We start from the raw sequence: 15,188 nt of genomic DNA, 5'->3' as shown, positions 1-15,188 counted from the left end.
ATTCACTATCATTCCACTGAAACTTATTGTAAAATTATCCAGCGCCACTTTAGTATACCCCTTAAATTGTTAAATACTGTTGATTTTGCTTCGAACCATACAGCTTTTCATAGTGTTACATACAACTCGATCGTCAGGTACAAACAGATAGGACAGATGCGTTTGAATAAACAGACGGAAACCAATAAAAACCGCTTGGGAATACCATGCCTATGAATTTTGGCAAAAGCGCGATGGCACGCCAGCAGGCAAGGCAAAAGAAATTTTAAAAGACCCACGAGCCAGCTTGAAAAAGCACCAAGAATTTTTTCATGACGTGGATGGACTGAATGTGGCCAATCTATGCGGGTCGAACGGAAGAAAAGCCGTCCCGCTGTCGTTGATGGGGGCGAACGTCACCATCTTCGATGTATCCGAAGAGAACAGAAGATATGCACTGGAATTAGCTGCCTGTGCCCAGACGAGAATCGACTATGTGTTAGGTGATGTCTATGACCTCGATGTAATCAAATATGAAGGCCGATTCGATCTTTTTTATTTAGAGGGCGGTATCCTACATTACTTTGATGATCTCGAGCGATTATGCGATATCCTTTATTCCATCCTAAAACCGGGGGGAAGCATGATTTTAAGTGATTATCATCCTCTCAAAAGATGCATTGGTCCTGAGTCTACATTTAGGCCCGTCTATTTTGATAACGGATTGCATGAAGAGAGCATCGCGTTTAAATCGTTTTTTGATGAAAACGAACAACAGGACTTCCCTCATGTTTTGCTGACACATCATACGCTGAGCGACATCATGAATTCGGTGATCACCGTCGGCTTTCAAATCCGTCGATTTGACGAACATCGAGGTTGGAACGATGAGAATATCCCGTGGGAGTTCACGATGGTGGCCGCAAAAGGTATAGGTTGAACCTAGAGCGAAGTATTCACATAATGGACGCTTCGCAGTTTGCTACCATTGATTGTTTCACTCACCAGTCAATCCTAATATTTCAACATCCCAATCGCGTAAAAAGGAGAATATGATGAAGCCGATTCTAGTTATATTGCGAGGCAATTCTGGTAGTGGAAAGACGACCATCGCCAAACAGATTCAAAAGAACTTTGGACCTGAAACGATGCTCGTCTCTCAAGACGCAATTCGAAGGGATATCTTACATACACGTGACAAAGACAATAACTCATCGATCGAGCTGATTGAACGGATTGCGTTATATGGAATGGAACGCTGTCCGATTGTAATCCTCGAAGGAATCCTAATCAAAGAACGGTATGGAAAGATGATATTGAACCTGATTGACGCCTTTAATGGAAATGCGCTCGTCTACTATTTTGACTTATCTTTAGAAGAGACTTTCAAACGACATCGAACAAAAGGTGACGACCTCGAGTTTACCGAACAGGATTTAATGAAATGGTATCGTGCTGAGGATTGGTTAGGTGTGAACAATGAATCCATATTGACCTGTGAACTGTCTAAAGAAGAGATTGAAAGAAATATTATTACCGATATTCAGGAAATCTATTTAAAACCATAAGTTTTTTGGTTGAATACATACATCCATTGAATCTGATGATTCGATACGTATTCTGGGAGGACTAAACATGTATCCATTGAAAGGAAAAGTCGCGCTCGTCGCCGGTGCTTCGCGTGGCGCCGGGAGAGGCATTGCCTTGGAACTCGGGAACGCCGGCGCGACCGTTTATGTGACGGGAAGAAGTTCTGGTTCGAAACGAACGGACGGTCGACCGGAGACGATTGAAGATACGGCCTCTGCCGTCACGTCACGTGGAGGGACTGGCATCGCTGTCCCATGCGATCATACAGATGAACAAGAACTTGAACGCCTTTACGCTCGAATCAAATCAGAACATGGTCGAATCGATCTATTAGTGAATAGCATCTTCGGCGGTTCAGAAGATTCGGTGCCTCGGGGACAAGGACGACATTTTTGGGAGAGACCGAACGAGCATTGGGATGCGATGATGGTCGCAGGACCAAAGGCTTATCTCTCAACAATTCGACACGCCGTCCCGCTCCTTCAAGCAAGTGAACAGGCCGTCGTCATCAACATCACTTCGTTCACAGAAAGCGGAGTCGCCAGCAATCTGTATTATGATTTGGCCATGAACACCATCAATCGGATGACTTATGTGATGGCCAAGGAGTTCGAAGCCCTGAACCTGAAGATTTCGGTTGTCGCCTTGAGCCCCGGCTGGATGCGGACGGAACGTGTCCTCGACGCCGGCTTCAAACCAGAGGACGGGACGACAGAGACGACAGCCTACGTCGGTCGTGCCGTCGTCGCGCTCGCGAACGATTTGGACAAAAATCTTTATAGCGGTCAAACCCTCACTGTCGCGGCGCTGTCCGAGCACTATGGCTTCACAGATATCGACGGGTCTCGTCCTTCACCGTTCTGAACAGTAACATACGTAGTCATGGCTTCAAATATTTTTATGATGTCTGTATAGAAGGGAGGAAAAGGAATGAAACACCACATTCATATAGTAGGCGCTTCCGGCTCCGGGACGTCAACACTTGGCGACGCGTTAGCGAACGTGCTGCCGCATACTCATCTCGATACAGATGACTATTTCTGGATCACCAAATTCACCGAACCGAGACCCGTCCCTGAACGACGCGAAATGCTCAAGGAAGAGTTGTTCCACTCTGAACAGTGGATTCTGTCAGGGTCGCTTGTCGGTTGGGGCGACTGCTTCATGCCCTATTTGGATTTGGTTATCTTTTTATGGATTCCGCCCGATGTTCGTTTGGCCAGATTGCAACAACGGGAGTTCAAGCGCTATGGAGCAGCGGCACTAGCTGGCGGCAGTCTATACGAGCAATCGCAAGCGTTTTTGAGATGGGCCGCCCTTTACGACCATGCCGGGACGGAAGTGAGAAGCAAGACGTTGCATGAACAATGGCTTGCTGAACTGGCTTGTCCCATCCTAAGGATCGAAGGCGACCACTCGACAGAGGAACGGATCGCAATGATCATGGATGTGTTAAAACAGGATCAGCATCAATGATATTCCTTCCCGAATCTGATTTTGGTGAAATGAATTTCAGCGCTTGCGGGAGGGAACAACAGATTACATACGAATACCTCGGTCCCATCCAACATGTAACTCGAGACAGCGATATCGTGCATAAAGTAAGGTAGCTGTAATCTAGTTAATTCTTTGATGGGTGCCACCCGGTCGTTCAAAGGAGCAGAGATGTCGACTTTAATACACCCTAAAAATTCGATTTGATGATGATAACTCTCATTTTCTTCTTCGATTTTGATTAACACTTCATCTCCATAGTACCGACACTCACACCCGAGCACACGAGAGTCCCAATAATATATCTTTTCAAATTCCGCTAAAATTTCTTGAACGTTCATTGTTAAATCCTTCCCCTCTATTCAGAATAAGAGCCTCGGGCACATGCTCGAGGCTCTTTGTTATGCGTCAGCCGGATACCGCACGTCGATGCGCTGCCGGATATCAGTCATGACGTCCGCGAGTGTGAGCATATCGGCAAACGAATGGATCTCGGTCTCCCGCTCCCCTGCTTCAATCATGTTCACGAACGTTTGAATCTCGTACGTCATATGGCTCTCCTGTTCTAAGCCGAGTTCGACGGTCGTCCCGTCGCGGCCAACGAATGTCAAGCGGTCGATCGAACCGATATCGTCAATCACGATGCGCCCCGCTTCCCCGATAATCTCGGTCGGTGCGTCCGTGCCATGGATCTTCGAGTGGAGCACGATGATGTCCATCCCGTCATACGACAAGATGGCCGAACCACTTCCGTCGACACCTGACTCGAGCTTGACCGCGTTCGCTTGCACGCCGTCCGGTCGACCGAACAGCTTCAAGGCCGGACCGAGGCAATAGACGCCTAGGTCCATCAGTGAACCGTTCGAGAAGGCTGGATTGAACGTGTTCGGGTTGTCCCCGCGCTTATACAAGTCATAGCGTGACGAGTATTGCGACTTGTTCAAGATGACACGCCGGACCGGTCCGACGCGATGGAGTTCTTGACGCAACACATCGAAGTTCGGCATGAACAGGTTGCGGAGCGCTTCGAGCAAGACGACGTCATGTTCGCGCGCCGTCTCAAGCATCTGTCTGACTTCCTCGACGTTCGAGGCGAACGGTTTCTCACAGAGGACGTGCTTGCCGTGGCGGATGAAGAGCAGGCTCTGCTCGGCGTGGAGCGAGTTCGGGCTCGCGATATATACCGCATCAATCAACTCACTGGACGCCATCTCCTCGAGCGAGGTGAACGTATGTGGAATATCAAATTCTTCAGCGAACGTTTTCGCGCGCTCGTCTGTCCGGGAATAGACGGCGGACACGGATGCGCCTTCGACTTCATGGGTCGCTTCAATGAAAGAACGGGTGATAAAGTTCGTGCCGATGATACCGAATCGAATCATAGGAAAATCCCTCTTTTCTTTAAGTTGTGATGACTTTGATAAGCATGATTTCGTCATGGAGCGGGATACGGTGCTCCCCAATGACGGGAATCGACGGTTTATGTAGCCTGGCCGCATCGACCGCACCCGGGATGATCCGTGCGAAGCGCCAGCCTCGGCGTTGGTAAAATGCGAGCGCTCCCAGATTGTCGTTCGTCGTGATGAGCGACAGCCGTTCGAGCTGATGTTGCTTGGCCACTCTCTCCACTTCATCGAGGAGCGCCGAGCCGATGCCACGCTTCTCCTGGAGGCTGTCGAGCGAGATGATCTCAATCTCGTCTTCCCGAATGACATACGTGACGAGGCCGATGATGACGTTCGTTTCCGACCAGACAAACCCGTCAAGCGTGGCGCAATCATACGTCCCGGTCGAGATCACCATCTCAGGTGTGCCCCAGGCATCGATAAAGAATGCACGGACCGCGTCACGCGTCGAGGAGGTAATCGGTTCAATCATCGCAAATCACTCCGCCTCTCGGGCAAGTGACGGTTTTGATGCACTCGCCTCGGTGTAGATGCGGAACTGTTTAAACTGTTCATCGTAAATCAGGCGAATCGCCCATTTGAACGCCTTCACATATAGGGCATATAGCCAGGATGAAGGGATGAGTGAAATCCGAATCGTCACATCCGTCCCGTCCGTTGTCTCGCTCAACGTATACGTCGCAATCGACACCCCTTGATTCGTCACCGCCTGCACCTCGCATTCGTGAGGACGATTGACATGGGTCAACTCGGATTCGACCCGAATCTCTTTTTTCTCGAACTGTTGGACCGAGATGAACCGTTTTCCCGTCACGAGTGAGGCGTCACCGTCCTCATAAATATTTTCGATCAAATGGTCGTTCCATTTGATGATATGTTCGTCTTCTGCGAGACAAGCGAACGTGTGGTCAATCGGTGCGTCGATTGTCATCGTATATGTAGCCACTTCGAGTTGTTTCACATCAAATCCTCCTTCATCGATCGACATTCTTTTTTTCATTACGTTAGACAAGTTCTTTTTCAAAACAGACATACCGTTCATGCCCTTTCGGTTTCGAATCGAAATGGACGCTTCCACGTTCCACGTAGCCGTGTCGTTTGTAAAAGCTGCAGGCTGCCTCATTCTCTGAGAAGCTGTCGAGCCGGATGCTGGTGTAACCTTCCGCTTTCGCCAACTGTTCCGAGGCATGCAACATGGCTTTTCCGATGCCTTGACCTTGCCGCTCCGGGTGCACCATCAAGGAATGGATGACGAGCGGATGGTCGTGACGCCAGTCGATCGCCTCCCATTCGTGCGACTGCCATTGATCGAGTACAACGACTCCGAGCAACTCCTCACCGTGTTTCATGATATAGACAGAATCGTCTTTGATACATTCCTAAAAATAGGCGCGGTTCGGATACGTGTCGTCCCATTGAAAAATCTGTCGGGTGAGCAAATCGTCTTTACAAGCGAGATACAGTCGTTCGATTGCAGTTAAATCTGATGGTTTGGCTAATGCGATTGTGTTCATTCCAATGCTCCGTTCTTTAGGGTGACTATCTTTTATTGATGATCCGCTCGTATTTTTTATACTCGTCGTGGTCCATGCTTAGACCGAGCAGCTCAGCGATTGTGTCTTGTCGCCACGTGGTCGGATTAAAATACTGCGATCCCGTGTTGAACCAGCGCCCCTTTTGATCGAATCCCCACGTATACTTCACCCGGTCAAGCCCTTGCTGTAGAAGCATCTTTCCTTCTGCTGGATGGGCTCGCAAGCGATGTTCGCCGAGACGCATATATGGTTCGACGGCCCACGGGCATCGTTCAATCGCTCGTTGAACATATGTATAATCGAAATGATCGATGTCTCTCTTCGCCAACGCAATACAAAGCAAGCCGCTCACTTCTTCTGGCCCTTGTTCGATGAGCGACTCTGCTAAGGCGACGTGTTCGTCTGTGATGACAAAGTCATTCCAACCCGTCCAATATAAGGCGAGCGCGAAATAGAACGGGTCATTCGGATGAAACGTATAGGCAGTGAGACCGAAGCTATTCACCCGGGCAAAATCTTCGATGGTATCAATCAACTCATACCCGATGAGCATGTCCCATCGGCTGTTATCGGTCGGGTCCATCATCACATGATCAATCAACATCTGCTCGATGCCTCGGGTTTGTTGAAGGTAATGTTCAAGCTGTTTGAACTGGTTTGCCTCAACGTAGGCGTCGATGGGATCCATCATCGCCTGTTGCTCCACCGAGAGGGTCTCGTTGCCTGAATACAGCTCAAAGATATTCCCTACGTTATAATCATTCAAAGATGTGTTCTCCTCTCCCACGTCGCTTTCCACGATGAGCGCTAGTAATTCTGTCGATATGATTGCGTTTTTAGAAAAAGAATTTATCATATTCGTTGCTATATTTTTTTAAAAAAGATATCACATGCGGTATTTGAAATAAAATTATTCAAAATACTCTAGAATGGTTTCTGGGTCATATTCCAACCCTACCAGCTCGCTCGACCAATCGAGGCCGCACAGCAGCTCATCATCCGACATGTTCGGCAACCAGCGTTCAAGGAATAGCTCGACCGGCAACTCGATCACATGATAGTCGGCCCATTCTTTAACCCGGCACGCGAGCGCAAGCTCTCGTGACGAAAAGAATAACAGGACGTCTGTGTCTTCGACGTGCGATGGTGCGTACGCCCACCCCTCGTCTTGCTCCGCAGATAATCCGAAGACGAGTCCATTCTTCTCGACTCGTTCGCAAAATGTCTCGAGCACGTCGCTTTCCGCCTGCGTCACTTCGACGAACGCCTCAAACGAATGCGCCGCCACCTCGAGGTCATTTATCTCGTGCCACCAGGCGTAAATCGTCTCCCGGTCGTCTTTCAAAAAACCGAGCTCATCACCGGATCCGTTCGTCGCAAGCGTCACGTACCCATGCGGTAACTCCTCTTGTTTCAATTCGTTGGCTCGAATGACGTCATCCCATGTCTTATTGAAAAACCGCTCGTCCTTGATCGGATAAAAGAACCAATCCCCAAGTTCGAACTTGTTCTCATGACCCCATGCGTCACGTAAGCCGTCCGGGAAGCGTGACCCCACTTGTTACTCTACCTGTTCAATCGTTTCGACCGAAATTCCTGAAAGATTCGTATCAAGCCTCATCTCATCGCCTTCTTTCTAACATCAATAACATGAGTATACTGAATTTACAAAAAAGAGGGAATTGATTCCGACAAGTTGATTCAATAATGATCACGATTCTGTTGCGCCAAACGTTTGTAAAACGTAAAAAAGGACCTATAGACAAGGTCCATCGTCACGAGAAATCATTCGGTTGTAAGTTGTAACTTCTTAGTCGATTCAACGACTACCTATATGCGTCATCACTCGTTAACGAGCTGAACGCCGCTCACTTCATAATCACCGATTTGAATGAAGTGGAACCGTTCACCCTCCCCTAACCCTCTAGCAGTTCCCGAAAACTCAGCTACAACGTCAGGGCGTTTGCGTGCACCGAACGGCCACTTGTACAACAACCCGTCTTTTACGAAGTAGCCGACCTGTCCTTGAATCGTCAGCGCCGAACTGTCGTGAAGTCGCTTCGGCGTCTTATACTTGTTGAGTCGACCGGTTAAATCAACATGAATCAAGTCATACCAAATCGACGGACAGAACCATACCCCGGTTTGATTTGCTTGCAACAATTCGCAGTCGACAATGGTCGGCGGACGTACAAAATCTGACTGATAGCGTTGTAACACTTCCCCTGTCCTCGAGAAACAGACGAGTGCCTCGGTGGATATCCCTTCCCCGAACACCCCTTCATCGGCATAGCCGATCCAAATCCCCGTGTCGTTGACGGCGACAGCTCCGATGGCGTTGCCCGCATGGAACGAATGAAGTATCGACCCTCGCCCATCGATAACCCAGGCGTTGCCGGGTGTACCTTCGTGCGTCACATCGACGACGAGAAACGTTTCTGAATCAAGTAGACGGATGAATGGCGAACTCAAATGAAACGGCAGTCGTATCATTCGCTCATTCCAATAGACGACCTGGCCATCCTGATCCACCAGAACAATCACTTCACCACCTGATAAATCGGCATCAATTATGCTAAGCCTATCCATTTTAAATAACGTCTCAACTTGTAGCTCCATCCAGTTTCACCTCCCATATTCACTGCTATCTTGTTGTTCAATCGAACACGATGAATCGTTTATACGTTTACTCAACGAGCTAGACGGTCTTGATACTGCTCGAGCCTTCTGCGGAAGCGGTCAACTTCTTTCGGTGTCACCGAATCTGTCATTCCATAGCGCTCTTCCAAATATGGCTTGAAATCGATGTCCGTCAATTCGATGCGCCGTGCCCACTCTAAAACCGTTTCTGTCGGCAACCATTTCTTCGCCGGCGGTAACGCCTGATTGAACGTGATGAGCGCGTCTCGAATCGTCACACCGGTCCAAGCCGGTTCTTCGACACTCGTCATCGAGCTCGGGACTGAATGACGCGAGAACGTCCGCGTCGTGAACGAAGCTGTTTCGTCAGCTCGCTTGCGGTGCTGAAAACGAATGTTAGCGGCAAAAATCAGTACGCTAAGCAATACACAGGCTAGTATCAACACCCAATAGAAGAGGCCATCGCCTCGTTCGATGACGGTAGTCACAGAATCAATCGTATAATCCAAATAGTCCAGTTTCAGACGAGACTGTTCTTCTTCTTTCGGTATCCTCATCTTTCCTTCGGACGACTCCATCAAATACTCAGATTCTGCCGGTGTCGGTCGCAACTTTAACCCCGAGGTCGGAGGCTCATACCACCATTCCATCAACAAGCTGATGAGACGAAGTCCAATAAAGACCGTTCCTACTGTCAGCACTGCGGTCAAACCAAGCCGAATCATCCAACGCATGTTGTCGCCTCCTCTAGGGATGACTTACATCACATTGTATCATTGGACGTTTCCACTTGGAATAATCATTCAGCACGACTCTAGTCATCGTTTTACAGAAGATGCATCTTAGCGACCTGACTTGTTGGCCGCAGCTTTAGAATCTCGGTCGCTAATTCGTTCGCTTCATCATCCGTCATTAATTTGTCGGGAATCGCATTGAAAAAGAGCAAGTATTCCTTTAGATCTATGCGACTAGAATCAAGCACGACAGCACGTTTCGCATGTTCGTAGGCCCGTTCATAGGCATGAGGATGGTGACAGAACGGTTGGCTCATGAGAAGCGACGCAGCCTCTTCCCAATCCGCAGTCTGCTCAACTTGAATCTGATCGCATACGATTTCGTAGACCGCTAAATCATCCGTATCAAACGCAACTTCAAGAAATGTATCTAACACCACTTCGTGAGCGAGCGGCTTCACTAGACGTTGAACGGTCGCTCGGTCATTTGAGAGGATCGCCTTGTGTAGTTGTTTTTTCAGGCTCATTTGAACGCTTGCCCCTTCCTTGATGATTCATCAACGCTCTTTTTTTCATTCATTTCCGTTTAAAACCTAGCGCGATGGAACGAAGAATCCTCGATTTGTTTCCGCAACTATCACACGCTATAATCATTGGCTCATCACCATAACACGTGGTTGCTATTTTAACGACCAAGCTCGAAGCGTAATCTCAAAAAGAAACGTTCGAGGTTTCGGTAGCCATAACCACGGCGTTTGATAAGCTTGATTTTGTTGTTCGTTCCTTCCATCTTTCCGTTCGATAGACTGGACACGATTGTTCGACGCATCGCTTCCTCTCGGTTCTGGATCGATTTCGCGATCTTCGCCAGAGGCCCGCAAGGATGGGACTGATAACGATCCAACCAATCGGTCAGTCGACGTTTCGCCTGTCCATGGCACGTGGCCTTCAGCACATATCGAATATGTTGAAGTCCTTGATAGAGGTCCCGGGTGAACGGATCTTCCCGAAGGCAAGAATCGGCGACCTCCCGGTCTTCGGGGGACAGCGTCTCCGGACGACAGGCGAGAGCACGGTCAATCACACGGACATGATGGTGACGTTTCACCTCGTTCAAAAAACGACGCCGACGGCGAAGGGCGTCCGTGAAGAACTGGATGAGATGGAAACGATCCAGCACATGTTTCGCATCCGGGAAGACATGTGCGACGGCCTTCGCCATTGTCGGTGCAAAGTCACTGACGACAGAACGGATGTCTCCGGCTATGCCTTGGAGTGCAGCCGTGATGGCCGTGACGTCCCTTCCCGGGACAATGGACAGGAGCCGACCACTCTCCGCATCGAGGGCGATTGTCGCATAGTGATGTCCTTTTCGTGTGGCGAACTCGTCGATGAGGACGTCTGTCGTATGCTTCTCTGTCTCTACTGAGGCGTACCGATAAAACCATCGTTCCACCGTCGTGTAAGGTAATCCCTATTCACGCGCTACATCTGAGATCGTCCTACCGTGGCAACGTTCTGCGATGCCTTTCCGGAACACCTCGGTGGAGGTGCGGACGAGCCCGAGACCGTAGTCATACACGAACGTCAAATCACAAGAGAAGCATCTTTGACGTGGGACATCCAGCTCAATCCAGAGTATACCGACGTTCCATGCGTGACCGTGTCGGAAGCGACGTCGCCTTTTCGAATGCAGGACTGTCTTTCTCTGGCAAAGCGGGCAAGGGATGTCGTGTCGATCCGGGATGACCGGGAAAACGTTCGGTTCTTCGTCTGAAGACATCTGGATCTGAAAAAGGTCTGGAAGTGGAAGAAGTAATTTGATAAACTGTTGGGACAAAGCGAAAACTCCAATCGTGGTTTGTCTAGGCAACAATTACGATACCGGGGTTTTCGCTTTTTTTCTATGTTCAATTCAAAATCTGATGGATTTTATGCGTCAACCACGCCTTATGGTGATGAGCCTCTTCTATACCATTTTCAGCTCTTCTAAAGATAGAATGCTTAACAAGACATGCAGGCATTGGCCATACTAAATTTCAATTTGCCTTGCCACTTGTCGCTCCCTGTTCATTCTAACAAGCATGCCCAAACATTAAAACAATCATTTGAATATATAATTGACAATCTAGCGAAATCTTTGTACACTTGCATTAATCAAACGTTTGTTTGAATGTATAACTATCAGAGGGTATCACTTCACACTAGGATATCCGTAAAGGAGATGAGGGTGCTGTTAACCACGATTTTTACCGCGGTTGCCGCTTATGTGGCGACCAGCATTGATTACGTCATTATTTTGCTGATCCTGTTTTCACAAACGATGAAAAAAGGCCAGTTAAAATCCATTGTCATCGGACAATACCTAGGAACAGCCATCTTGGTGGGCGTCAGCCTGTTGGCTGCGTACAGCCTGACGCTTGTGCCGTCCCACTGGGTGGGCTTGCTAGGGCTCATTCCGATTTACCTGGGCATCCGGGTCTGGAAGCGAGAAGAAGACGAGGACGACGAAGAGAATCTCCTGTCCCGTTTGTCTTCCGGAAACCCCAATCGCTTGTTTGTCACCATTACAGTCATTACCCTGGCGGCTGGCGGCGACAACATTGGCGTCTACATACCCTACTTTTCAACCTTGAATCCAAGTGAAACTGTGGTGATGCTGGTTGTCTTTGCCATCCTGGTCGCCGTCTTGTGTTACCTCAGTTACCGGTTGGCAGCCGTTAAAACGATTTCTGAAACGATAGAAAATTGGGAACGGTGGATTGTGCCGATTGTCTTCATCGGGCTCGGCATCTTGATTATGGCGGAGAATGGGACTTTCCGATTCCTTTGGGGATTGGTGAGTTGAAGTGATTCTTTGCACTCTTTGTTTTATATAGAAGAAAATCACTTACTTGAAAAAACGAATGAGTAAACAGAAGTGAGAAAAAGGAGTGAATGAAAATGGCAAAAGAGATTTGTGATGTGGTCTGTGTAGATGAAGAAAAGGTGGAACGAGTCCAGCAGCAACTGTCTGAACAAAATCCATTGGAAGTGGCGAAGATCTTCAAGGCGTTGTCGGACGATACGCGTATCAAGATCGCCTACGCCTTATCGCTGGAGGACAAACTGTGTGTGTGTGACGTTGCGAATATCATCGGTTCATCTACCGCAACCGCCTCCTACCACCTGCGACTACTGAATAATATGGGGTTGGCGAAATACAGCAAGGAAGGCAAGTTGGTCTACTACTCACTGGATGACGCGCATGTGAAACACTTGGTGCAAGTGGCCTTCATCCATCAGAAGGAGGTTGTTTCCGTTGGTTGAAAAAACGAAGGAAACAGAAGACAAAACGGTCTACCGGGTTGAGGGCTTTTCGTGTGCGAATTGCGCCGGGAAATTCGAGAAGAACGTCAAACAGATTCCCGGTGTCCAGGATGCCAAAGTGAACTTTGGGGCTTCGAAAATTGCGGTCTACGGCGAGGCGACGGTCGAGGAACTGGAAAAAGCCGGCGCTTTCGAGAATTTGAAGGTCGCACCGGAAAAACCGAAACGCCAGGCGGCTCCTGAAGTGACCGTCGAAGACAAAAATGTCTTCCGGGTAGAAGGCTTTACATGCGCGAACTGCGCCGGGAAGTTTGAGAACAACGTCAAGCAGATCCCCGGTGTCCAGGATGCCAAAGTGAACTTCGGGGCTTCAAAAATTTCCGTTTACGGGGCAGCGACCATCGACGAATTGGAGAAAGCCGGTGCGTTTGAAAACTTGAAGGTGGCGCCTGAAATTACAGGACGTCCAGCTATCACGAATACCGGAACCGAAAAAGCGCCAGCTCGAACAGAGAAGAAAGTGCCGTTCTACCAAAAGCACAGCACCTTGCTCTACTCCACCCTCTTGATCGTGTTCGGCTACATTTCCCAGTTCGTCAATGGCGAAGACAACCTGATGACGTCGCTCCTGTTTGTGGCGGCGATTGTCATTGGCGGGTACTCGCTCTTCAAAGTCGGCTTCCAGAACCTGATTCGCCTGGATTTCGACATGAAGACCCTCATGACCGTTGCGGTCATCGGGGCAGCCTTTATCGGGGAATGGGCGGAAGCGGCCATCGTGGTCATCCTCTTTGCGATCAGTGAAGCACTGGAACGCTATTCCATGGACCGGGCGAGACAATCCATCCGTTCGTTGATGGACATCGCTCCGAAAGAGGCACTGGTCCGGCGGAATGGCCAAGAACATTTAATTTCGGTAGACGACATTGTGGTGGGCGACACCATGATTGTCAGACCGGGACAGAAGATTGCGATGGACGGCACGGTGACCAACGGGTATTCGGCGGTCAATCAGGCGGCCATCACCGGGGAATCCGTGCCGGTCGCCAAAACGGTGAACGATGACGTCTTCGCGGGCACGCTGAATGAAGAAGGCTTGCTCGAAGTCAAAGTCACGAAGTTGGTTGAAGACACAACCATTGCGAAAATCATCCACCTGGTTGAGGAAGCACAAGGCGAACGGGCTCCTTCGCAGGCGTTTGTCGATAAATTTGCCAAATATTATACACCGATTATCATGGTCGTTGCTGCGCTTGTAGCCATCGTTCCTCCCATTCTGTTTGATGCCAGCTGGGAAACCTGGGTCTACCAAGGATTGGCTGTGCTAGTCGTAGGATGCCCGTGTGCTTTGGTCATTTCGACTCCGATTTCGATTGTATCTGCTATCGGGAACGCAGCGAAAAAAGGCGTTTTGGTAAAAGGCGGCGTGTATTTGGAAGAAATGGGCGCGCTGAAAGCCATCGCGTTTGACAAGACCGGCACCTTGACCAAAGGGGTTCCGGTTGTCACGGACTTTGAAGTGCTGAACAAGGGAATCAGTGAAAAAGAGCTGCTTTCTATCGTCACAGCACTGGAGTACCGCTCACAGCATCCCCTTGCTTCGGCCATCATGAAAAAAGCGGATGCAGAAAATATTTCTTATTCTTCGGTCTTGGTCGAGGACTTCTCATCCATTACCGGCAAAGGGATTAAAGGAACCGTCGAAGGAACCACGTACTATATCGGCAGCCCGATCCTCTTCAACGAGCTGGGCGCCGCAAGTGCGGATAAGAACTTGGAACAAAATGTCACAGCTCTTCAAAATCAGGGCAAGACGGCCATGATCATCGGAACGGAACAAAACATCCTGGCGGTCATCGCCGTGGCCGATGAAGTCCGGGACTCCAGCAAGGAAGTCATCCAGAAGCTGCACGACATGGGCATCAAGAAGACGATCATGCTGACGGGTGACAACAAAGCGACCGGTCAGGCCATCGGCCGAGAGGTCGGCGTCACCGAAATCCAGGCCGAGCTGATGCCGGAGGACAAATTGAATGTCATCAAACGCTTACGGGCCGAGTACGGCAAGGTGGCGATGATTGGAGACGGCGTGAACGACGCGCCGGCACTCGCCGCTTCTACGGTCGGGATTGCCATGGGCGGAGCCGGAACGGATACCGCTTTGGAAACGGCGGATGTCGCTTTGATGGGCGACGATTTGAGCAAGCTGCCATTCACGGTGAAATTGAGTCGGAAATCCCTGAATATCATCAAAGCGAACATTACGTTCGCCATCGGCATCAAAGTGATTGCGCTGCTATTGGTCATTCCGGGTTGGCTGACCCTGTGGATCGCCATCATGTCGGATATGGGCGCTACCCTTCTAGTCGCGTTAAACAGTTTACGGCTGATGCGAGTGAAAGAATAAAAAGCAAAAGGGGTTTCCGATTATCTGGAAACCCCTTTTTTATGATGAATTATAAAATTAAGTGCAACATCTGAACGTGAACGCAAAAAAAAGC

General features: G+C 49.3%; 19 protein-coding genes. 7 read left to right on the top strand and 12 right to left on the bottom strand.

All coding sequences use genetic code 11. The features are described from left to right. Window positions 1-286 precede the first annotated feature (286 nt). From KNP60_RS11145 to KNP60_RS11130, 4 genes are all read left to right on the top strand, one after another. Window positions 287-919, top strand: a complete 633-nt coding sequence (locus KNP60_RS11145) for a class I SAM-dependent methyltransferase (protein WP_251128658.1) — start codon at window positions 287-289, stop codon at window positions 917-919. 79 nt (window positions 920-998) lie between these two features. After that, window positions 999-1,547, top strand: coding sequence for an AAA family ATPase (locus tag KNP60_RS11140; RefSeq protein ID WP_483299264.1), 549 nt, complete (start codon window positions 999-1,001; stop codon window positions 1,545-1,547). 67 nt (window positions 1,548-1,614) lie between these two features. Then, window positions 1,615-2,433 carry an SDR family NAD(P)-dependent oxidoreductase gene (locus KNP60_RS11135; protein WP_214797475.1) on the top strand — a complete coding sequence of 273 codons (819 nt, stop codon included), beginning with the start codon at window positions 1,615-1,617 and terminating at the stop codon, window positions 2,431-2,433. A 66-nt stretch (window positions 2,434-2,499) separates the two neighbouring features. Then, window positions 2,500-3,045 carry a P-loop NTPase family protein gene (locus tag KNP60_RS11130; protein ID WP_214797474.1) on the top strand — a complete coding sequence of 182 codons (546 nt, stop codon included), beginning with the start codon at window positions 2,500-2,502 and terminating at the stop codon, window positions 3,043-3,045. Here KNP60_RS11130 and KNP60_RS11125 read toward each other — a convergent pair. From KNP60_RS11125 to KNP60_RS11075, 12 genes are all read right to left on the bottom strand, one after another. Continuing rightward, window positions 3,039-3,404, bottom strand: a complete 366-nt coding sequence (locus tag KNP60_RS11125; RefSeq protein WP_214797473.1) for a hypothetical protein — start codon at window positions 3,402-3,404, stop codon at window positions 3,039-3,041. The genes KNP60_RS11130 and KNP60_RS11125 overlap by 7 nt on opposite strands. 60 nt (window positions 3,405-3,464) lie before the next feature. Continuing rightward, window positions 3,465-4,445 (bottom strand): Gfo/Idh/MocA family protein, encoded by a 981-nt coding sequence (locus tag KNP60_RS11120; protein ID WP_214797472.1) that lies wholly within the window; start codon window positions 4,443-4,445, stop codon window positions 3,465-3,467. 19 nt (window positions 4,446-4,464) lie between these two features. After that, window positions 4,465-4,941: a GNAT family N-acetyltransferase gene (locus tag KNP60_RS11115; protein ID WP_214716207.1), complete on the bottom strand. Its 477-nt coding sequence runs from the start codon at window positions 4,939-4,941 to the stop codon at window positions 4,465-4,467. Window positions 4,942-4,947: 6 nt separating this feature from the next. Then, complete coding sequence (locus tag KNP60_RS11110) at window positions 4,948-5,430, bottom strand: SRPBCC family protein (protein WP_034777574.1); 483 nt, start codon at window positions 5,428-5,430, stop codon at window positions 4,948-4,950. Window positions 5,431-5,473: 43 nt separating this feature from the next. Further along, window positions 5,474-5,842: a GNAT family N-acetyltransferase gene (locus KNP60_RS11105; RefSeq protein ID WP_353048654.1), complete on the bottom strand. Its 369-nt coding sequence runs from the start codon at window positions 5,840-5,842 to the stop codon at window positions 5,474-5,476. Window positions 5,843-5,848: 6 nt separating this feature from the next. Beyond that, window positions 5,849-5,983 (bottom strand): hypothetical protein, encoded by a 135-nt coding sequence (locus KNP60_RS15580; RefSeq protein ID WP_285800881.1) that lies wholly within the window; start codon window positions 5,981-5,983, stop codon window positions 5,849-5,851. 25 nt (window positions 5,984-6,008) lie between these two features. Next, window positions 6,009-6,770 carry a hypothetical protein gene (locus KNP60_RS11100; RefSeq protein WP_214797470.1) on the bottom strand — a complete coding sequence of 254 codons (762 nt, stop codon included), beginning with the start codon at window positions 6,768-6,770 and terminating at the stop codon, window positions 6,009-6,011. 144 nt (window positions 6,771-6,914) lie between these two features. Continuing rightward, window positions 6,915-7,562 (bottom strand): DUF2750 domain-containing protein, encoded by a 648-nt coding sequence (locus KNP60_RS11095; protein WP_214797469.1) that lies wholly within the window; start codon window positions 7,560-7,562, stop codon window positions 6,915-6,917. 284 nt (window positions 7,563-7,846) lie between these two features. Further along, the gene (locus KNP60_RS11090) at window positions 7,847-8,623 is read right to left on the bottom strand and encodes a hypothetical protein (RefSeq protein ID WP_131472745.1); all 777 of its coding nucleotides are present in this window, start codon (window positions 8,621-8,623) and stop codon (window positions 7,847-7,849) included. Window positions 8,624-8,694: 71 nt separating this feature from the next. Continuing rightward, a complete protein-coding gene (locus KNP60_RS11085) occupies window positions 8,695-9,378 on the bottom strand; it encodes a hypothetical protein (protein WP_131472747.1) in 684 nt (227 codons plus the stop codon). Between the two features lie 92 nt (window positions 9,379-9,470). Next, on the bottom strand, window positions 9,471-9,905 hold the full coding sequence (locus tag KNP60_RS11080) for a hypothetical protein (RefSeq protein ID WP_051627722.1): 435 nt from the start codon (window positions 9,903-9,905) through the stop codon (window positions 9,471-9,473). Window positions 9,906-10,063: 158 nt separating this feature from the next. Then, complete coding sequence (locus KNP60_RS11075; protein ID WP_084592806.1) at window positions 10,064-10,834, bottom strand: ISL3 family transposase; 771 nt, start codon at window positions 10,832-10,834, stop codon at window positions 10,064-10,066. A gap of 777 nt (window positions 10,835-11,611) precedes the next feature. On the opposite strand from KNP60_RS11075, the gene KNP60_RS11070 reads away from it, so the two are divergent. From KNP60_RS11070 to KNP60_RS11060, 3 genes are all read left to right on the top strand, one after another. Continuing rightward, window positions 11,612-12,226 (top strand): CadD family cadmium resistance transporter, encoded by a 615-nt coding sequence (locus KNP60_RS11070; RefSeq protein ID WP_029595498.1) that lies wholly within the window; start codon window positions 11,612-11,614, stop codon window positions 12,224-12,226. A gap of 95 nt (window positions 12,227-12,321) precedes the next feature. Then, complete coding sequence (locus tag KNP60_RS11065; RefSeq protein WP_029595499.1) at window positions 12,322-12,687, top strand: ArsR/SmtB family transcription factor; 366 nt, start codon at window positions 12,322-12,324, stop codon at window positions 12,685-12,687. After that, window positions 12,680-15,094 carry a heavy metal translocating P-type ATPase gene (locus tag KNP60_RS11060; RefSeq protein ID WP_214797468.1) on the top strand — a complete coding sequence of 805 codons (2,415 nt, stop codon included), beginning with the start codon at window positions 12,680-12,682 and terminating at the stop codon, window positions 15,092-15,094. Before KNP60_RS11065 ends, KNP60_RS11060 begins: the two co-directional genes overlap by 8 nt. Window positions 15,095-15,188 lie beyond the last annotated feature (94 nt).

Origin of the sequence: Exiguobacterium sp. s5, assembly GCF_018618075.1 — a bacterium.
Classification (GTDB): Bacteria; Bacillota; Bacilli; order Exiguobacteriales; family Exiguobacteriaceae; genus Exiguobacterium; species Exiguobacterium mexicanum_A.
Note: the sequence above shows the minus strand (reverse complement) of the source record. Positions and strands in the feature narration are given on the sequence as shown.